Below are 17,551 nucleotides of genomic sequence, written 5' to 3'. Positions count from 1 at the left end.
TGAACACGTCTCAAAATCCCCCTCCCTTGATCAAGCATGCGTCGCTGCTAGATTGCTCAGCATGGGTACACTCATTGAAATGATCATCGGCAGCCTGTTCGGCGCGCCGCCTGCAAAAACCAAGATCGGAAAACGCATCCAGAATTACGGATGGATTGTGCCTATTGTCATCGGCATTGGCTTACTGATTTTCTGGCACTGATCCCCGGCCTTGACCTCGCCAGCGCCGATCAAACCGCCGTCGCTCCGACTAAATCAACAATATCGGCCCTATGCGGACATTGCGGATGTTGCTAGGCTATTCACCGAATTAGGCGGGGCTGATATGGTTCGACGGCGGAAGCAGAAACGGGGCGATCTGATTCGGATCGACGTAGATGCTGGAATTCATTTCTATGCCGTCGCGCTAACAAATCCACTATTCGCATTTTTCGATGACATAATTGACACGGATCAACCGCCTGCAATTACAGAAGATCAACCGGTCATATTCAAGCTGGCGGTGATGGACAACGCTGTCAGATCCGGGCGCTGGCCCGTGATAGGCAAGGTAAATCCAAACACAGTGGCCGCCTTGGACAGAACTATATTCTTCAAGCAGGATCAGATTTCAGGCCGGATAACAGCGTATGATCCAATCGCGAATATCGAGACCCCGATCAGCTTCGAAGAGGCAGGCCACCTGGAATGCGCGGCGGTTTGGGATGCCGAGCATGTCGAAGACCGACTTCGAGATCATCTCAACGGCATTCCAAATAAATGGTGGGCATCAATGCGACCCATGAAATAGCACGGGGATAAAGCGAGAATGTCCCCGATTGCGCAGAGCAGACGACTTCATCCAGAAATGACGCGACTTTTGGACCAAGCGGCCGAGGAAACTCGGGGGCGGTTATCAGATAATATTCAGATATTGAACGCGATCTAAATCGGCGCCAAAATCAGATAAGGATCAAATATGGAACCTAAGCGGCGCTTCACTACAGCCTGGCGCCGAAGGCCCGCCGTGAAATTTTCTTCCAATGGCCAGCATCGAACAAGTCATTCATTTCCATGCATTTTTGGCTCGCAGAGGATAATTCCGGCGCGAAATTTTTACTGTCTGAGTTTAACGGCAAATGTGGCGAGGCGTAGCGAGCCTACGCTGGTGCAATGTTCCGGCAATATCAATCCGTTGAAAAACGTCACCCCTGCTCTGAAGGGTTTTTGAAGGCACACGTTAAGTTTGGTCATAAACTACGCTTACGCCCAGATCACACGCCCATCCCGCTTATTTTACCCAGGCAATGACGCAGTTCGATTGGCAAAATATCTTTTTGAAACAACCACTCCCACCTGTTCCCATGAAATTTCGCAAATTCCCGCCAATTCCACATCTGCCTGACTGACAACAATCGGGACAAAGCCCTACAGAATTATACAGAGGACTCCGATCATTCCAGCCAACGCAACAAGCAAAAGAAGAAGCCGCATTTTCATCCAGAATGCCGTTTTACGAGAAATCGGCTTCTGGAGGTTTTCATACGCTTGGGAGTAATCGAGCTTGCTGAACCCAGACCCCAATCTACGATGCGGCATCGTCGCACCGACGACACCGCAAGCCAAGACAAGAAAAACAACGAATACGATAGTCACCTCGTGACCCTCCAACATCAGTAGTTTATCCGACTACTCAGGCCGAGAATAATTTGCTTGCTTAGCCTCAAGGTCAAGCGTTGCGAAAGGGAACACGTCTTCTTCTGGCGCGAACCGGCCATGGCGGCTTTTGGCCCATTGCGGCCATAGCGAAGCCAAGCAGGCTAGTTTTGAAGCTCCTCCCGCAGGAAGCCATCGACATCCTTGGCCGCTTGCGCCGTCGCAGAGGCGCTATATTGTAGCGGATGACCGAAGTAGACAGTGCCAGGCTTTGCTGTAGGGACATCGAAGTCATGAAAGGCACCTGGATAAACTACAAGCCGTATCTCAGGGCCTTTGCCGCTCAAGTGGGTCAACCTCTCCTGACATTTAGCCGGTGGTCCCCAGTCGTCTAGTTCGCCCACCATTATGAGCGTTGGAACGGTGGCGTCCCCTTCACTTGGGGAACAGGTCGGATAGTAGGCTACGGCGGCTTTGAACTTTCGGTTCATTAGCTGCTCATCGCCTTCGACTTTGGTTGCCTCTAGGGCGGTAACTCCCCCAGAGGAAAATCCCATCAGCGCAACTCGGCGTACGTCGACGAATGGTTTCGCCGACAAGAAATCAAGTGCGCCGTAAGCATCATAGACGCGGTCGGACATCGTAAAAAGCCCGTCGCGCTGAGTGTTCTGGCAGGTCGATTTCATTTGCCGCGTTTGGAAGCTATCGACAACGAGCACCACGTAACCCTGAGACGCAAACCGTCCCGCGACATCATTTTTCAGCCGCGATCCCAAGCCTCCGCATCCATGCATAACAACTATTGCCGGAAATGGCCCGTCGCCTTCGGGACGACTAAGGAAGCCGATCAAAGGAGTACCCTGCGGCGGCGGGAAGGCTTCGCCCCTTTGCTTAGCAAGCTTCTCTCGGAACGGGCTGAGTTTGACGGCCTCACTGGTGAATCGCACTTCTTCGTTGGCCGACGCTGAGACGAGACTTGCTGTGAAGGCGGCAATGACGGTGAACTGGGCCGCGAATGTCTTAAAGGGCATCACGTTCTCCTCCGACGCAATCGCATGCTATCAGAGAAATCTAAGTCGACAATGACCGGTATTGGCGCGAACCGGCCATGGCGGCCTTTGGCCCGATGCGGCTATTAAGGGATCGGTCTAGTCATAATTGTCATGGAGTAGAAAGGGAACTGTCTGGTTCTAGCCAATAATCCTGTAATCTGACGAGGAGTTATAGGCGGCAGGAGAAATAGGCAGGTGCAAATGCTGGGACTGAAGCACGGTGTGAATTACTTGGTGGATTACCAACCGGCCTGGAAGCTGGAATTTGAGACCGAACGTGGCCGGATCAAAACCGCACTTGGGATTCTTGCAAAAGGTGTTGAGCATTACGGATCAACGTCCATTGAGGGTATGAAAGCAAAGCCGATACTCGACATTCTGGTTGGTGTTCGTCCGCTGGAGCGTTGGCGAGAGTGCGTCGAGCGATTAGAAGGCTTGGGATACGACTATGCAGAGCACGCGGGTATCCCAGGCCATTTCATTTTTGGACGAGGACGAGACAGAAGCGAACGCACGCACTTGCTTCATATCGTTGAATTCGAGGGAGAGTCTTGGACCTCGAACCTGCAACTGCGGGACGCTCTAAGGCGGGATATGCATCTCCGTCAGGCCTACGTTGCTGCGAAAGAGGCAGCGATTGCAGCTGCCCCAACCGGTCGGGCCGAATACAATGAGCTGAAGCGAAGGTTCATTGATGAGGCGAAAGCTGCACTCGCCAACGAACCGTAGCGGACGGAGCACGCCCAAAGCTACGCGAGCGATCGGCGGCCTCTAGGATTTAAGAACGTTACCGCCATTGACTCAAATCGGGTCGAAAGCGACCCTGATCAACGCCTAGGCGCATTTCCCCTTCTGGCGCAAAGCTGCTCTAAGCATTTGCTCTCAACATCGCCCATCCCCACCACAAAACATCAACTCCCGCGCCTCCGTCCCCTTCTCGCCCGCCACCGAGTAGGGCAACTCCACCCCCTCAACCGAAAACGCTGCGAAAATCTCCCGGATCTCCGGACGATCATTTATCGACAGTATGAAGCCGCCTTGAAGGCCCTTCAAACGGTCGGCAAGAACCTCAAACTGTTCGGGACCAAATAGAGCTTTACCGTAATCATCCTCACAGCCGAAGTATGGCGGATCGAGATAGAACAGCACACCCGGCCGATCATAACGGTTGATCAAGGCCAGCCAGTCCAGGTTCTCGATGACAACGCCAGCGAGACGCTCGTGGACATCTTCCAGGAGCGGAGCAAGCCGGGTTAGATTGAACCTGGCGCTGCCCTCGTGCTGAACGCCGAAGGTCTGGCCTGCGACCTTGCCTCCGAAGGCGAGCTTCTGGAGATAGATGAAACGCGCCGCCCGCTCCAGATCGGTGAGCATTGCCGGGAGGCAGGCCTTCAGACGCTCGAATTTGCGGCAGCTGGTGATCTGGAACTTCAGGATGTCGATAAACTGCGGATATAGAAACTCAAGGCCGAAGACGGCACGACCAGTTGTTGGTGCTGACAGACTCTAAAACCAGACGCAACACACGACAAAGCAATTGCCTCGCTGCGGACAGATGGCATTTGTCGTCGATCCAGATGTATGGGAAGAAAGGCCGTGCGCTTAACGACCGGGAAAACACGAGCCATCCCTGCTCGCGCTGACTAAACGATCGAACCGAAAAGTGGTTACCACTTTTCGGTTCGATGCTTTAGGAAAAGATCGAGGTAGGATAGGCGATCAGAATATCTTTTCGCCTTCTACTCAAGCATATCGACAACTTCGAGTTCAAACCACGCAATACGTTTGTGCGCATCGCTGTGCAGTGAACGCGAGTCCGTCGTTAAAGCACGCTGACGTTTTCAGCCTTCGACTTCCCGGTCTTACGGTCCTGCCCGATTTCGAAGCTGACCTTGTCACCTTCTCTGAGCGAGTCACCGCGCTGCAGGGAAGACACGTGAACGAATACATCCGTTCCACCATTCTCGGGCGTGATAAAACCAAAACCCTTGTCGTCGTTAAAAAATTTCACAGTACCAGTAGGCATGACATTTCCTCTTGAATTCCCGTAGCCGTTTGACTCCGCGCCAGACTTTTATAGCGTGATCCCCTGTCGATCAACCACCAACACAGAGATAGAAAGCTAATTGGCAGAATTGATTGCTTCTTCCGGTTTTAAAATAGGCCTTCAACACCGCTTCGACCTGAGTGACGTTGCAAAAATTAACGCGGCACTCGTCATAGCCGACAGAACTGGCCTGCAACATCGCCTTATCCAAACACAGATCGGGGTCGATCTGCGTCAGCTTGGCATTGTCCTTCTCCCACCGCAGCTATAGGGACCTGAAAGACCCCAATGAACTCAAGAGTTCTACCTCCCCTCTGAGTTTACCTTTTCTCAACCAGACACAAATTTCTTTGCGCAATCAAGCGCTTCGGCGATGGAGACATCCATGTCGAGATATCGGAAAGTGCCGAGCCGGCCGACGAAGGTTACATTTTTCTCAGCTGCAGCCAGTTCCTGGTACCGGGTGAGGTTATCCGACAGACCGGTCAGGTGTACCGGGTAATAGGGAATGTCCTTCTCCGTGCAGGAGCGGCTATATTCCTTGTAGCAGATGGTTTTCTCATGCGTTTCCCAGGGCGAGAAATGCTTATGTTCAGTAATCCGGGTATAGGGCACGTCAGAGCCGCAATAATTCACCACTGCATTTCCCTGAAAATCGCCCTCCCCCCGCAGGATTTCGAAGTCCAGCGTGCGATAAGGAAGCCTGCCTTCGCGATAGTCGAACCAGGCATCCAGCGGACCGCTATAGAAAACGTGGTCGAAATCATCCTTTTCTGCCGGAGAAAAGGGCCTGTTCAGGTGAACCTCAACGCCGTCGATATCCAATATCCGCTCAACGATCTGAGTATAACCGTGCTTGGGCATGCCCTGGAAACGATGATTGAAGTAGTTATCGTCGTAATTGAACCGGACTGGAAGCCGTTTCAAAATACTGGCCGGCAACTGGTCCGGTTGCACACCCCACTGCTTGATCGTGTAACCCTTGAAGAATGCTTCATAGAGCTCCTTGCCGATAAATTTCAGCGCCTGCTCTTCAAAGGATTGCGGCTCCTGATCCATTTTCAAGCCCTTCGATTCGATAAAGGCGCGGGCCTCAGTCGGGTTGAAGGTCTCACCGAAATACTGGTTGATCGTGTGAAGGTTGATTGGCAGCGAAAAAACCCGCCCTTCCGTTATCGCCTTCACCCGGTTGGTATAGGGTTGAAACGTGTCGAACCCAGTAATGTAGTTCCAGACGGTCTCGTTATCAGTGTGAAAGATATGCGGCCCGTAGACATGCACCATAACGCCCGTTTCAGGGTCGCGCGCCGTGTGACAATTGCCAGCAATATGATCGCGCGCCTCGAACACCGAGACCTTGTGCCCCGCTGCGGCGAGTTCGCGCGCGATGACCGCTCCTGAAAGTCCTGCGCCGACAATTGCAATTTCTTTCATCAACCCCGATTCCCCATTGCTGTTCAACACGAATGGTAAATCATTGTGTTTGCGATAAGAAGGCCAAGATCAACAAGAGATCTACATCTCCACCAGATAACGCCGATCTCTGGAATTTGCTATTGTCAATAATCTATTTCCAGAGCAACACATTCAGCAAATGCAATGTTTTTGAGAATTGCGCCAAGAGAGACATCAGGGATCAAATAACGTTTCTAACAACAGAAGTTGCACCATCGCTCTACCGTCGCCCATTAAATGAAAATTAGTAATTCCTCGGGTACATATGATCGCATAAGTCGATCTCTCGTGCAGAACGGAGGTGGACTATGTTAAAGGCAAATTTTGGCGAAACGACATGCACCTTTGCAACACGTTATCGCCAGTTGACGTAGGATCAGAGCTTCTGTGAGCTCTTATGCATGATGCGCTCCTAACGTGCCGGCTCATCCGAGCCATGTCCTGAGTAGCATTTTCTCTTCTGATGCGATTTGATTCGACGGTGCGACATGTCGTGACCCGATAGGATCCATGGTGGGAGGGTGATGTTGGCATTCCGTTAACCCAAGGGGCACATCTCAATGACTTCTATTGTTTCGTCGTTATCCATTACGCAAATCAAGGCACTGTCCACCACAGCGATCGCATCACTGAATACGGAAGACGCAGCTGCACTGTCGACCACTCAGGTTGCGGCATTGTCTTCCAAGCAGATCGCCGCGATCGAAACGGTAGACCTGGCTGTGCTGGACACCAACCAGATGGGCGCTATTTCCGCTACTGGCGTTGTCGGTCTGACGCTCAGCCAGCTGACCGCGTTGAGCTCGGGTCAGGAAGCCGCCTTGAGCACCAAGGCTGTGGCCGCATTGACGGCCACCCAGATCGGCAATTTTGGCACGACGCAAACAGCCAATCTATTGTCGTCGCAAGTTTCAGTCCTGTCCGCGACACAAGTCGCTGCACTTGGCACCGATGACATTGCCGTGATGTCCTCCGACCAGATCCAGGCAATCAGCACCAAAGCGGTCACCGGACTGACCTCTGCTCAGGTTGGCGCCCTGTCCACGGACCAGGTCACTCAGCTGTCAACCGCTCAGGTCTCTACTCTCAGCGCCAAGCAGCTCGCAGGCCTGACCACTGACGGAATTGCCTCCCTTTCCAGCACCCAGGTTGGCGCAATCAGCGCCAAGTCCATCAGCGGCCTGAGCACAAGCCAGATAGCTGCGCTGGAGACCGCCGATGAAGCCGCCCTGACATCGACACAGATCGCCGCATTGTCCACTGCACAGGTCAAGGCCCTGTCTTCCGACCAGGTTTCTGCCTTGTCGTCCACGCAGATTTCCGGCTTCTCTTCGGCTCAGCTCGGCAGCCTCGACACCGCTGATGTGGCAACACTCGACAGCGCCGATCTCGCTGCCATCAGCACCAAGACCATTGTTGGCCTGACGACCACACAGATCGCGTCCTTGTCCACCGACCAGATCAGCGCGCTGTCGTCCGGCCAGGTCGCTACCCTCGGCGCAAAGCAAATCGCTGCCCTCAGCACCGACGCTATTGCTGCCCTTTCCAGCACCCAGGTTGCTGCAATCAGCGCCAAATCCATCAGCGGCCTGACCACAAGCCAGGTGGCTGCGCTGGAAACCGCGGATGGAGCCGCCCTGACAACGGCACAGATCGCCGCATTGTCCACCACACAAGTCAAGGCCCTGTCTTCCGACCAGGTCTCGGCCTTGTCAACAACCCAGGTGGCAACCCTGTCTTCAGCCCAGGTTGGGGTTCTGACCACCGATGCCGTGGCTGGCTTGTCAACGGACCAGGTCGCGTCGATTTCCACCAAGTCAATCGGCGGATTGTCCACTAGCCAGGTTGCGGCTCTGACGACCGCTCAAGCGGAAGCTCTGACAACCACCCAAGTGGCCAACCTCAGCTCCAAGCAGATCTCCGCGCTCGAAACCGCCGATCTCGCTACCTTCTCCACCAACGATATTGCCGCGATCAGCGCCAAGTCAATTACCGGCCTGTCCACGGATGGTATCGGCGCCCTGAGCAGCGACCAGTTGCAGTCTCTCACCACTTCTCAGGTCCAGGCCTTCAACTCGTCGCAGGTTGAAGCCATCATCCTCGCATATCAAAGCATCTAACTGCTGACGGGCGCGGCTTAGGCCGCGCTTGCAAAACCTTTGATACAAAGACCAGATGCGGCGCCTCATCCAGGCGTCGCATTTGCTTTTACAGGCTCCATTCCGCCCAAATGCAATGTTTTGCCCGTGTTTTTTGCTGGCAACCCTTCGTCAAGCCCGATGCAAGCTAATGCAGCTACCAAGGCCAGGCATGACATTGCGATCCAGTTTACCGAGGAAAAGTGTTATGCGTCATGCCTCATGCCCATCGGCATAGGCCTGCTGTCGTTACCCGGCCTTGCGGCCGACTGTTCCTGGGGTGGATATGGACACTGGCATTGTAACATCGACTATCGCGACACCTGCTGCCGACTTCGTGGAGCAGGCACGCACTCAACAGCTCTCCCTGACAAAGTTGTTCGAAGTCGCCGAGCAATGCGCCAGAGCAGGTCGGGTCGATCAGGCCATGGAACTTTACAAGGCCTGGATTGCCTATAACAGCGCCCATCCGCTGGTGCACATGGTCTATTTCAACTATTCCGTCACCTTAAGGCAGCTTGGCGATATGGCTGGGGCGATCAATGCCCTGCGCGCCTGCCTGAAGATTGATCCGCAATTCGGCGCCGCCCATATCAATCTGGGCCGGTCTCTGGAAGACAGCGGACTGCTCAACGATGCGCTGCAACAATGGCGCATCTATGCCGAAATGACCACGGATATTTCGCCTGACCGGCTTGCCAATCGCATCATGGTGCTGGAGCATATTGGTCGCGTGCTGGAAAATGCCGGTCTGATGGAAGAGGCTGAAGCCTCCCTGTGGAAAGCAATCGAGCTGCGGCCCGACAAGACTGAGGCCGGTCAGCATTGGTCCGCCATACGGTTGCGTCAGTGCAAATGGCCGGTCCTTCAAGAATCTCCCCATGTCACAATGCGCCAGTTGCTGGATGCAGTGTCCCCCTTGACGATCTCTTGCTACTCAGACGACCCGCTGTTTCATCTGGCCAAGGCCTATCGCTGCAACAAAACAATGATCGGCCGTCCGGATCTCAGCGCCGTACCACGCCAGGCGCCACGCCAGAAGACCGGAACCGGCCAGCGGTTACGTGTCGGTTATCTGTCATCCGACCTTCGCGACCATGCGGTCGGCTTTGCGCTGCGCGAAGTTCTGGAGTTACATGACAAGACCAGTATCGAAGTGTTCGCCTATTATTGTGGCGAACCGATAGCACTCGACGAAACCCAGCAACGTATCAAACAGGCGGTCGATGGCTGGCGCGATATTTTTGCGCTGAGTGATGTCGATGCAGCCCGGCTGATCGCAGCCGATGAAATCGACGTGCTGATCGATGTTAACGGCTATACGAAACATGCACGCACCCGGATTTTTGCCTATCGGCCCGCACCGGTTATCGTCAATTTCTGCGGCTATCCCGGCTCGATGGCGAGCCCCTTCCATCAATATATGATTGCGGACAATCATATTGTTCCGCCTGAACACGAGATCTATTATTCGGAAAAAGTATTGCGGATCGCCTGCAACCAACCGGTCGATCGCAAGCGGAAGGTGGCGCCGCGCCCGACACGCGCCGAAGTGGGCCTACCCGAAGACGCCTTCGTCTTTGCCTGCTTCAATGGCATGCAGAAGATTACGCAAAGCGGCTTTACCCGCTGGATGACCATCCTTCAAGCGACACCCGGCAGCGTGCTCTGGTTGCTGTCCGGCAACGAAGAGGTCAATCAGCGTCTGCGCGATATGGCAACCCGGTGCGGCGTTGATCCGGCTCGGCTGCTGTTTGCGGCCAAGGCCGGCAATGCGCAGCATCTTGCCCGCATCGCTGTTGCCGATCTTTTTCTCGACACTTTCCCCTACGGTGCGCATTCCACTGCCGCCGACGCCATCAACATGGGCTTGCCGGTCCTGACCTTTCCCGGCAAAAGCTTCGCATCGCGTTTCTGCGCCAGCGTCGTGGCATCGGCGGGAGCGCCAGAGCTGATCTGCCAATCTCCAGAGGATTATGTGCAACGCGCCATCGCCTTTGCCCAGGATCGCCAGAGCCTTATGGCCGTCAAGGAAAGCCTGAACCGACAATTCGAAACCAGCGCCCTGCGTGACATGCCAGGCCTCGCCCGCCGGCTTGAAGAATTGTTCTGGCAGATGCAAGGCGAATGCGAGCGGGGGGAAACACCCAAGCCTGAGCTGCTCAATATGGAGGCCTATTACGAGATCGGTGTCGAATTCGCCCTGGAGAATATCGATTTCGAGGACGATCAAACCTATCGGCAGCGCTACCGGGAAAAGCTTGCCAAGTGGAACAGGCACACACCTTTGCTTCCCGACAAGCGGCTGTGGACCGGCATCGAAGACTGACACCACGGCTCGAAGACACTGCATAATTTCTTAAACCGGCATCGATTTAAGAAGAAAATTATGCGGCATATATAAAGCGCTACAGCGCCGCCCGCCAAATCTGGCGGACGGTGCTGCTCTATTTTCTGCCGAAGAGAAAATTGGCGGCCTCAGGGCCTAACCTGTTCCCAGACACGCAGGAAATTGCCGCTATAGACATCGATGATCCGTTGCGCCGGCCAACCGGCGGCGATCATGGCTTCGGTCAATTTTGGAAGATCGGCGCCGCTCTGCATGCCTGTCGGCAGGCTGGAAATGCCACCATCGAAATCGCTGCCAAAGGACAGGTGCTTCCAGGGATCCTCGACAATGTCCATACTGGCGATAAGCTGCGCGAATGCTTCATAATAGGCGATCACGAAGGCAATGTCGGCATCCATGTCCGGCTTGCCATCCGCAAGATAGCGGTTCTGAAGGAAATACGGTGCTAGGATAACGCTGATACAGCCGCCGGTCCGGACAATGGCGCGGATGGCTTCATCGCTGAAGGCCCGATCGAGATGACGTGAAGGTCTCTCCTCCCCGCGCCGTGTCACCGTGCGCGATGCGCCATGCGAGGCAAAGACCGGAACGTTGCGGCGAACACAAATCTCACAAGCATCGAGAATGCCCTGCGTGGATGTGTGGGTGACATCCACCAACAGACCGACATCGACGCAGCGCTCCACCACCTGCCTGCCGAAGGCAGACAACCCGCCACCCTCGATCTTGCGCCACGGATTGACCGGCGCATAACCGGCCTCGGAGATATCGGTATGGCTGAAATGGTTGAGGGTCAGATAAGCGGCACCGGCCTTGGCAATCTCTCCCAACCTGTCCAGCCGCAGTGGCTGGCTTTTCGCCCCGCCCGGCCCCAGCATATGGGCGCCTTCCATGGACAGGATCGCGCATCGCGCACCCTCCCCCTTGGCGGCGCGGACCTCGTTGGCGTTGCGCGCCAGCCGCATCCGGCCCTGGCTCTGCCTGATAACCTCTTCCACATAGCGATGATGATCCACCCAGTTTTTCCAGGGGTCGAGGAAGGGGGGCGGAATAAGATTTTCCCACAAGGCGTGGGCGCTGAAACAGGCCCCACCATAACCGCCTTCCAGAAAATCAGGCCCGCTGACATGTTCGGACAATGGCCTGTTGCGCCCTCTGGGTGAGGTTTTGCGAATCAGCCAGACCACAAGGGAGCGCCGATGCGCCTTCCAGTCCCCCTTCCAGAAATCATATCCGGCCAGTCGCGATAGAAACAGCGAATCCAGATGGGTATCGATTGGATAGGCAAGCGCGTGAAGCGCGCTGACAGTCATATCGGTTATTTCAGAAATGGAATCTGTGGTGTTTTCAGAAGAAAGCCTGTCCATTGAGACATGTCTCCAGCAACGAATTTTAAAAATGACTAAATATAAATATTAATGTGAATGTTACTCGCATCCTGTGTCCGGTTTATAAAAACACAAATGATGCAGTAGGCTCTGAAATGCTTCGATCAGACCAAGCGACACACTCTATGACGTCGCCATTGTCTCTCGTATCGATACGACAGCGCCTTTTGATCTGATCCGTACCCATAGTCAGACGAATAAAACAATAAGTCCAGCGCGTTTACAAATGTGCGATCACCAGACAAACGTAAAGGCGGCGCGCGTCCTGTCGGGACGCGCGCCGCCAATCATTTAACATCACTCTTCAATTCAAGACCGGCTTCACAGTCTATCCAATAATCGCCGCTGGCCGTCTGCAAATGAAAATTTCTGCGCTTGACTGCTTCATTCGCATTTCCAAACGGAAAACCGCTTCGCACTTTTCCTGGAATGCTTGTCCTCACGTACGTTAAGTACGCTCCGTTCCGGTTCTCGAAATCACCATTTTCGCCAGGCCAGCAGCAATTCTTGAACAGACTGTCAATCCGCGAAGGGGCAACCGGGGCGGTTTGCGAGAACGACCCGATCGTATTCGCCGTAGCGGATACCACCGACAATCACGCGGCGCGGCGTGACCCGTTCGATATTCGGCCGGCGCAAGCCGTCGCGGCGGGCCTGACGGATCGCATCACCGGGCGAGCAAACGCCACCGTAACGCCGATCGGGACCATCCCAACGCCGTGGCGGCGGTGGCGGTGGGCCACCCCATGGCGGAGGCGGAGGCGGCGGACCACCCCACGGCGGCGGTGGCGGTGGACGGCGATAACCGTCATCGCCCCAGGCTTGTACCAGTTGCGGCGCGTCGCCGCCGATATAGACGCCCAGGCGCACATCCGGCTGGGCCGCGGCCGGGCCAACCGTAGCAACCACCGCGCCGATCAAGGCCAGTCCAGCCAGAGTTGTTTTCGCAAAAATGCTTCGCATTGTTTTTCTCCTCGAAGGACGGCATGGGTTTCTCTTTGAAAAACCGGCTCACCGCCCCGAAAACCCTTATCTAATCATGGGTTTGATTGATCTGCGCAGAACACAGACGCAGAAAAACCAACCAAGATCTCGCATCGGACAGCCCGTTTCCGTAAGCGATTGATTGAGAGATTAACGCCGCAATACTGAACGCCATCAGAAGCGCGCATTCAGTCTCGGTTCATTAGTTTCAGCTTGTGGTTCAGGAGCTTAGATGCATTACTACCTGGCGCGTATGGGGTTGGTCGCGATGTTCGAACAGGTAAATACCCTGCCAGGTTCCAAGCAAAAGCCGTCCATTGGCCACCGGAATACAAATCGACACCTGCGTCAGGGCTGATTTTATATGGGCCGGCATGTCATCGGGCCCTTCCTGGCGATGGGTGATCCATGCCATGGAAGGATCGTTACACGGCGGGACGAGGCGTTGAAAAAACACTTTGAGATCGCGCTTCACATCCGGATCGGCATTTTCCTGGATGATCAGCGAGCAGGACGTATGGCGCACGAAAACAGTCAATAGTCCTTCCTGGGCGCCCGCATGCCTGACAAAATCATCGGCCTGATCGGTAAATTCGTACAGACCCTGGCCACGTGTGGACATCGACAGGCTGGTTTGCGGCATGGCATGGTCCTCGAATTGCGCTCCGTCAAGGAAATGGCCCATAGAACGCCTGCGTCAAGGGCTCTTTCCAGCTGCAAAGCTTAGACGTTCCGGCTGGGAGAAACACAGCAAGTCTTCCAGAGGTGCCGGGCGGCCATAGAGAAAACCCTGATGTTTGCGGCATCCGGCTTCCACAAGCCAGCGTGCCTGCACCTCCGTTTCGATACCTTCCGCGACAACATCGATGCCGAGCGCCTGGGCCATTTGCAGCACGGCCTGAACGATAACCTGCCCAACCCGGTCGTCCCCAACCCGGCTGATCAGGCTACGGTCCAGCTTCAACCACTGGATCGGCAGGCTGCTGAGAGAGGAAATATTCGAATAGCCGGTGCCGAAATCATCGAGCGCAACCCGAACGCCGAGCCGCGAAAGTTCGGAAAGCTCACGCCCGGCCCGCAGCAGGTCCGACATGATCAGGTCCTCGGTAATCTCCACCACCAATGCCGTGGCTGGAAAACCGGTCTGTTCCAGGATGGACGCGATGACCATCGCCAGATTACCGGACTTGAACTGGCTTGGAGAAATATTGACCGACACGTAGTTGAGCTTGCCAGCCTTGACCAGCGGCGCTGTTTGCGCACAGGCCGCGCGAGCGACCTGCGCAAACAACCGATCCAGAAGGTTGCGCTCTTCCGCCAGTGGCAGAAATACACCCGGCAGCACCAGACCGCGATAGGGATGATGCCAGCGTGCCAGCACTTCCACCCCCAGTATCCGCTTGCTGGCTCCATCCACGATCGGCTGGTACCAGGGCATGATTTCATGGCGGTCCATGGCCAGCACCAGTTCCAGTTCCAGCAAGCGTCGCTCGTTGGCCTCGGCCCAAAGGTCGTCGTCAAAAGCGGTCGCCAGCGACAGCCCAGCTTTCTTGGAAACGTAAAGCGCCATATCGGCATGCCGCAGCAATTCGGTGGACGATGCGGCATGATCCGGCAGGCTCGCATATCCGATGGACGCCGAGACCTCCAGGCGCTTGCCGTTGAAGAGAACCGGCTCCTGCAAACTGGCGCGAAAACTCGAGACAAAGGCATGATCGGCCGTCACATCCGGCAGATGGTCGAGAATCAATGCAAATTCGTCACCACCCAGCCGTGCCACCGTTCCAGGTCCAGCCGCAACCATCAACCGGCGGGCAAATTCCCGCAGCACCGCATCCCCCGTCTCATGACCATAAGCGTCGTTGATCGCCTTGAACCTATCCATATCAACAAGAACAACCGTAACACGGTCGCCTCGAAGGCGGCTTTTCTGGCAAGCGTCGGTCAAAACCGCGGTAAAGCTGCGGCGATTGGCAAGCCCGGTCAATTGGTCCTGCTGGGCCAGCGCAATGGCACGTTCGCGCTCCTGAACCAGCTCCTCCGTGCGCTGCATGACCCGCTGTTCGAGATCTTCCGCCTGTCGTGCCAATTGGCAATTGGCCATGTAAAGTTCACGCGCACGCGCTTCCAGCAATGTCTCGGCTTGGCGGCGGGCCGCGCGCTCGCGCTCCAGACGGCGAGTCAGCCGGTCGATCCGGTCAGGCTCGGAAACCTCTAGTGGCTGGTTTACCATCACGATGCGCTCTCGGCGATCACAAACAGAGTTGCCCCATCGTCGCGCGCGCTGCGTTCGACCGTAACAGTGCGACCAAAATGCCGGGCAGCACCCTGGATCAAGCCTTCCGCCAGCGCCTCCATTTTCCGCCCGGACCGATAGAGCATGGACAGGGACGTACCGTCCTGGCTGAGAATTTCGAAGGAAGGCAATTCCGCGTCGGGATAAAGCTTTTTCACCTCGACATGAATATGGGCATCAATGCTGGCGAGAAAGCCGAAGAGACCGCCGCTGAGGTCGAAAAAGCCTGGAAACAACACGGCGAAACGTCCCGCAAGATGCAGTCCGAACGCCTGCATCAATGCATCGACACCAAGGCCGGAGCGTTGCGACAGCGCAGCCAGCAGCGCCATCATTTCACGATGGTCATAGGTGCCGACGCTGGTATAGGCTCCGCCACTGGCAAGCCCATTGGTCAGCAAAGAGGCTTCGATAATGTCGTCGGCCATGTCTTCATTCCAGGTCGCGGCGACGAATTCGAGCATTTCCGTAAAAACCATCCCTTTCATAGTCTATCCCAATGCCTCCCAGCTATCGACGCGAGGCAAGAATATGAGGGAAAACTTAACAACAAAGCGTTGTACCACCCAGCTCTACGCCCCAAATATACTTTGTGGTGAATGCAGTCTTACCGCATTGATGGAGGTTTATGCGCCATGGGCAGCAAGCACTGTCGGGCTGCGGCAAGGACGCTGGCCGTTAGCGGATCGAGCGCCCGGCCCAGCGCCCTGCTCCAGTGCCAATAAAGCGGCACGGCAAGCGGTTGATCCGGCGCCAGATCCACCAGAACGCCCTCGGCGATCAAAGGCGCCACCGAAACCGCCGGGTTCATGCCCCAGCCCAGCCCCAGACGCGACGCGTCGATAAAAGCCTGGCTGGAGGGCAACCAATGGCAAGGGGGTGACAATGGACATCCGGCCACCTGCTCCATCCAGGCGGTTTGCAATCCATCCTTAGCGTTGAAAGTAAGGCAAGGGGCGACAGCCAGAGCCTCAGCGGTGATGCCCTGGGGAAACCATAGCGCCGCGAAATCCGGGCTGGCCGTGGCGCGGTATGTCAGCAAACCAAGCGGTCGGCAATCGCAGCCCTGAACGGGCGCGGCAAGCGAGGTCACCGCCGCCCGCACCTCACCGCGCCGCAGCCAATCGGCGCTGTGGTCCTGATCGTCAAGCACCAGATCGAACAACAGGCCCTCCACCGCAGCCATGGCTGGCACGAACCATGTCGCGAGACTATCGGCATTGATTGCCAGTCGCACCGTTACCTGGGCCGCCTGCGCAAGACCGAGATCACCGATCACCTCGCGCTCCAGCAAGGCCACTTCCTCGGCATGGCGGCACAGCCGCGCCCCCGCCGAGGTCGGCAAGCAAGGTTGGCCACGAATGATCAGCGCCGTGCCGGATCGCTCCTCCAGCAGCTTGATCCGCTGCGAGATCGCCGATTGCGTTACCCCCAACTGACGGGCGGCTTTTTCAAAACTGCCGCTGCGCAGCACAGCCACCAGCGCTGATAAATGCTCACCATCAAATGCCATTAGAAATTCTTATGCCTGGTTATATTTGTTAATTTTTCTAATGAATTCATTTGCATTAGTCAAAGGCTCCCAACCTGGAGCCGCCTATGCAAACCGCCTATTTTTCCGGCCTGTTTCTTGGCCTGAGCCTGATTGTCGCCATTGGGGCGCAAAACGCCTTCCTGCTGCGCCAGGGCTTGCGGCGCGAGCATGTCTTTATCCTCTGCCTGACCTGCGCCGCCTCTGATGCCTTGCTGATCGTGCTTGGCATTTCCGCGCTGGCGACAGTAACCGCACTTCTGCCCGCTTTTGAGCCGGTGCTGCGCTATGGCGGCGCGGCGTTTCTTCTGGCCTACAGCGCCCGGCACGCGCTCGCCGCACTGAAACCCGAGAACGGCTTGACACCCGGCGAAGCCAAGCCCAGCACGCTCACCGCCAGCCTTGCCACCTGCCTTGCCCTCACCTTTCTCAACCCGCATGTCTATCTAGATACGGTGCTGCTGATCGGCTCGATTTCCAGCCGTTTTGCGGATCACAAGACAGCCTTCGGCCTTGGCGCTGTTTCGGCTTCCTTCCTGTTTTTCTTCTTGCTCGGCTATGGCGCACGGCTATTGGTGCCGGTATTTGCGCGGCCCATCTCCTGGCGCATTCTGGATGCAATCATCGCCGTGGTCATGGCCTGGATCGCCATCGGGCTGATTCGGCATTCGTAAG

Annotated in this window: 16 protein-coding genes and 1 pseudogene; 6 read left to right on the top strand and 11 right to left on the bottom strand. The window is 55.8% G+C overall.

Annotated features, from left to right (window positions below):
* The first annotated feature begins 61 nt into the window (after positions 1–61).
* Together H1Y61_RS07850 and H1Y61_RS07845 are read left to right on the top strand one after the other, a co-directional pair.
* Positions 62–202, top strand: a complete 141-nt coding sequence (locus H1Y61_RS07850) for a hypothetical protein (RefSeq protein ID WP_180574253.1) — start codon at positions 62–64, stop codon at positions 200–202.
* A gap of 9 nt (positions 203–211) precedes the next feature.
* Entirely contained in the window at positions 212–790 is a 579-nt protein-coding gene (locus H1Y61_RS07845) for an Imm26 family immunity protein (RefSeq protein WP_235680857.1), read from the top strand.
* Between the two features lie 1,009 nt (positions 791–1,799).
* On the opposite strand, the gene H1Y61_RS07840 is transcribed toward H1Y61_RS07845, so the two are convergent.
* The gene (locus H1Y61_RS07840) at positions 1,800–2,666 is read right to left on the bottom strand and encodes a dienelactone hydrolase family protein (protein ID WP_180574252.1); all 867 of its coding nucleotides are present in this window, start codon (positions 2,664–2,666) and stop codon (positions 1,800–1,802) included.
* Positions 2,667–2,888: 222 nt separating this feature from the next.
* On the opposite strand from H1Y61_RS07840, the gene H1Y61_RS07835 reads away from it, so the two are divergent.
* The gene (locus tag H1Y61_RS07835; protein WP_180574251.1) at positions 2,889–3,416 is read left to right on the top strand and encodes a GrpB family protein; all 528 of its coding nucleotides are present in this window, start codon (positions 2,889–2,891) and stop codon (positions 3,414–3,416) included.
* A gap of 153 nt (positions 3,417–3,569) precedes the next feature.
* On the opposite strand, the pseudogene H1Y61_RS07830 reads toward H1Y61_RS07835, so the two are convergent.
* From H1Y61_RS07830 to glf, 4 genes and pseudogenes are all read right to left on the bottom strand, one after another.
* A pseudogene (locus H1Y61_RS07830) lies at positions 3,570–4,142 on the bottom strand (DNA adenine methylase); the annotation flags it as partial.
* Positions 4,143–4,509: 367 nt separating this feature from the next.
* Complete coding sequence (locus H1Y61_RS07825) at positions 4,510–4,713, bottom strand: cold-shock protein (RefSeq protein WP_015916634.1); 204 nt, start codon at positions 4,711–4,713, stop codon at positions 4,510–4,512.
* A gap of 70 nt (positions 4,714–4,783) precedes the next feature.
* A complete protein-coding gene (locus H1Y61_RS07820; RefSeq protein WP_174111337.1) occupies positions 4,784–4,933 on the bottom strand; it encodes a hypothetical protein in 150 nt (49 codons plus the stop codon).
* 131 nt (positions 4,934–5,064) lie between these two features.
* Complete coding sequence (gene glf, locus H1Y61_RS07815; RefSeq protein WP_174111338.1) at positions 5,065–6,168, bottom strand: UDP-galactopyranose mutase; 1,104 nt, start codon at positions 6,166–6,168, stop codon at positions 5,065–5,067.
* A gap of 581 nt (positions 6,169–6,749) precedes the next feature.
* Between glf and H1Y61_RS07810 the strand changes: the two genes are divergently transcribed.
* Together H1Y61_RS07810 and H1Y61_RS07805 are read left to right on the top strand one after the other, a co-directional pair.
* Positions 6,750–8,309: a hypothetical protein gene (locus H1Y61_RS07810; RefSeq protein ID WP_174111339.1), complete on the top strand. Its 1,560-nt coding sequence runs from the start codon at positions 6,750–6,752 to the stop codon at positions 8,307–8,309.
* Between the two features lie 304 nt (positions 8,310–8,613).
* Positions 8,614–10,656 (top strand): O-linked N-acetylglucosamine transferase, SPINDLY family protein, encoded by a 2,043-nt coding sequence (locus H1Y61_RS07805; RefSeq protein ID WP_180574249.1) that lies wholly within the window; start codon positions 8,614–8,616, stop codon positions 10,654–10,656.
* Between the two features lie 149 nt (positions 10,657–10,805).
* On the opposite strand, the gene H1Y61_RS07800 is transcribed toward H1Y61_RS07805, so the two are convergent.
* From H1Y61_RS07800 to H1Y61_RS07775, 6 genes are all read right to left on the bottom strand, one after another.
* The gene (locus H1Y61_RS07800) at positions 10,806–12,044 is read right to left on the bottom strand and encodes a membrane dipeptidase (protein WP_180574248.1); all 1,239 of its coding nucleotides are present in this window, start codon (positions 12,042–12,044) and stop codon (positions 10,806–10,808) included.
* 540 nt (positions 12,045–12,584) lie between these two features.
* Positions 12,585–13,028, bottom strand: a complete 444-nt coding sequence (locus H1Y61_RS07795) for a hypothetical protein (protein WP_180574247.1) — start codon at positions 13,026–13,028, stop codon at positions 12,585–12,587.
* A gap of 241 nt (positions 13,029–13,269) precedes the next feature.
* Positions 13,270–13,692: a secondary thiamine-phosphate synthase enzyme YjbQ gene (locus tag H1Y61_RS07790; protein ID WP_180574246.1), complete on the bottom strand. Its 423-nt coding sequence runs from the start codon at positions 13,690–13,692 to the stop codon at positions 13,270–13,272.
* Positions 13,693–13,746: 54 nt separating this feature from the next.
* Positions 13,747–15,282: a putative bifunctional diguanylate cyclase/phosphodiesterase gene (locus H1Y61_RS07785; RefSeq protein WP_180574447.1), complete on the bottom strand. Its 1,536-nt coding sequence runs from the start codon at positions 15,280–15,282 to the stop codon at positions 13,747–13,749.
* The gene (locus tag H1Y61_RS07780) at positions 15,282–15,833 is read right to left on the bottom strand and encodes a heme NO-binding domain-containing protein (protein WP_174111345.1); all 552 of its coding nucleotides are present in this window, start codon (positions 15,831–15,833) and stop codon (positions 15,282–15,284) included. Before H1Y61_RS07780 ends, H1Y61_RS07785 begins: the two co-directional genes overlap by 1 nt.
* 119 nt (positions 15,834–15,952) lie before the next feature.
* Positions 15,953–16,858: a LysR family transcriptional regulator ArgP gene (locus tag H1Y61_RS07775; protein WP_180574245.1), complete on the bottom strand. Its 906-nt coding sequence runs from the start codon at positions 16,856–16,858 to the stop codon at positions 15,953–15,955.
* Positions 16,859–16,944: 86 nt separating this feature from the next.
* Here H1Y61_RS07775 and H1Y61_RS07770 point away from each other — a divergent pair, with 86 nt between their 5' ends.
* Complete coding sequence (locus H1Y61_RS07770) at positions 16,945–17,550, top strand: LysE/ArgO family amino acid transporter (RefSeq protein WP_180574244.1); 606 nt, start codon at positions 16,945–16,947, stop codon at positions 17,548–17,550.
* The last annotated feature ends 1 nt before the right edge of the window (position 17,551 follow it).

This window comes from Agrobacterium vitis, assembly GCF_013426735.1.
GTDB lineage: Bacteria > Pseudomonadota > Alphaproteobacteria > Rhizobiales > Rhizobiaceae > Allorhizobium > Allorhizobium vitis_D.
Note: the sequence above shows the minus strand (reverse complement) of the source record. Positions and strands in the feature narration are given on the sequence as shown.

Coding starts and splice junctions, on each gene's coding strand:
- H1Y61_RS07850 (WP_180574253.1), top strand. CDS start 62: ATGGGTACACTCATTGAAATGATCATCGGCAGCCTGTTCGGCGCGCCG.
- H1Y61_RS07840 (WP_180574252.1), bottom strand. CDS start 2,666: ATGCCCTTTAAGACATTCGCGGCCCAGTTCACCGTCATTGCCGCCTTC.
- H1Y61_RS07835 (WP_180574251.1), top strand. CDS start 2,889: ATGCTGGGACTGAAGCACGGTGTGAATTACTTGGTGGATTACCAACCG.
- H1Y61_RS07825 (WP_015916634.1), bottom strand. CDS start 4,713: ATGCCTACTGGTACTGTGAAATTTTTTAACGACGACAAGGGTTTTGGT.
- H1Y61_RS07820 (WP_174111337.1), bottom strand. CDS start 4,933: ATGTTGCAGGCCAGTTCTGTCGGCTATGACGAGTGCCGCGTTAATTTT.
- glf (WP_174111338.1), bottom strand. CDS start 6,168: ATGAAAGAAATTGCAATTGTCGGCGCAGGACTTTCAGGAGCGGTCATC.
- H1Y61_RS07810 (WP_174111339.1), top strand. CDS start 6,750: ATGACTTCTATTGTTTCGTCGTTATCCATTACGCAAATCAAGGCACTG.
- H1Y61_RS07805 (WP_180574249.1), top strand. CDS start 8,614: ATGGACACTGGCATTGTAACATCGACTATCGCGACACCTGCTGCCGAC.
- H1Y61_RS07800 (WP_180574248.1), bottom strand. CDS start 12,044: ATGGACAGGCTTTCTTCTGAAAACACCACAGATTCCATTTCTGAAATA.
- H1Y61_RS07795 (WP_180574247.1), bottom strand. CDS start 13,028: ATGCGAAGCATTTTTGCGAAAACAACTCTGGCTGGACTGGCCTTGATC.
- H1Y61_RS07790 (WP_180574246.1), bottom strand. CDS start 13,692: ATGCCGCAAACCAGCCTGTCGATGTCCACACGTGGCCAGGGTCTGTAC.
- H1Y61_RS07785 (WP_180574447.1), bottom strand. CDS start 15,282: ATGGTAAACCAGCCACTAGAGGTTTCCGAGCCTGACCGGATCGACCGG.
- H1Y61_RS07780 (WP_174111345.1), bottom strand. CDS start 15,833: ATGAAAGGGATGGTTTTTACGGAAATGCTCGAATTCGTCGCCGCGACC.
- H1Y61_RS07775 (WP_180574245.1), bottom strand. CDS start 16,858: ATGGCATTTGATGGTGAGCATTTATCAGCGCTGGTGGCTGTGCTGCGC.
- H1Y61_RS07770 (WP_180574244.1), top strand. CDS start 16,945: ATGCAAACCGCCTATTTTTCCGGCCTGTTTCTTGGCCTGAGCCTGATT.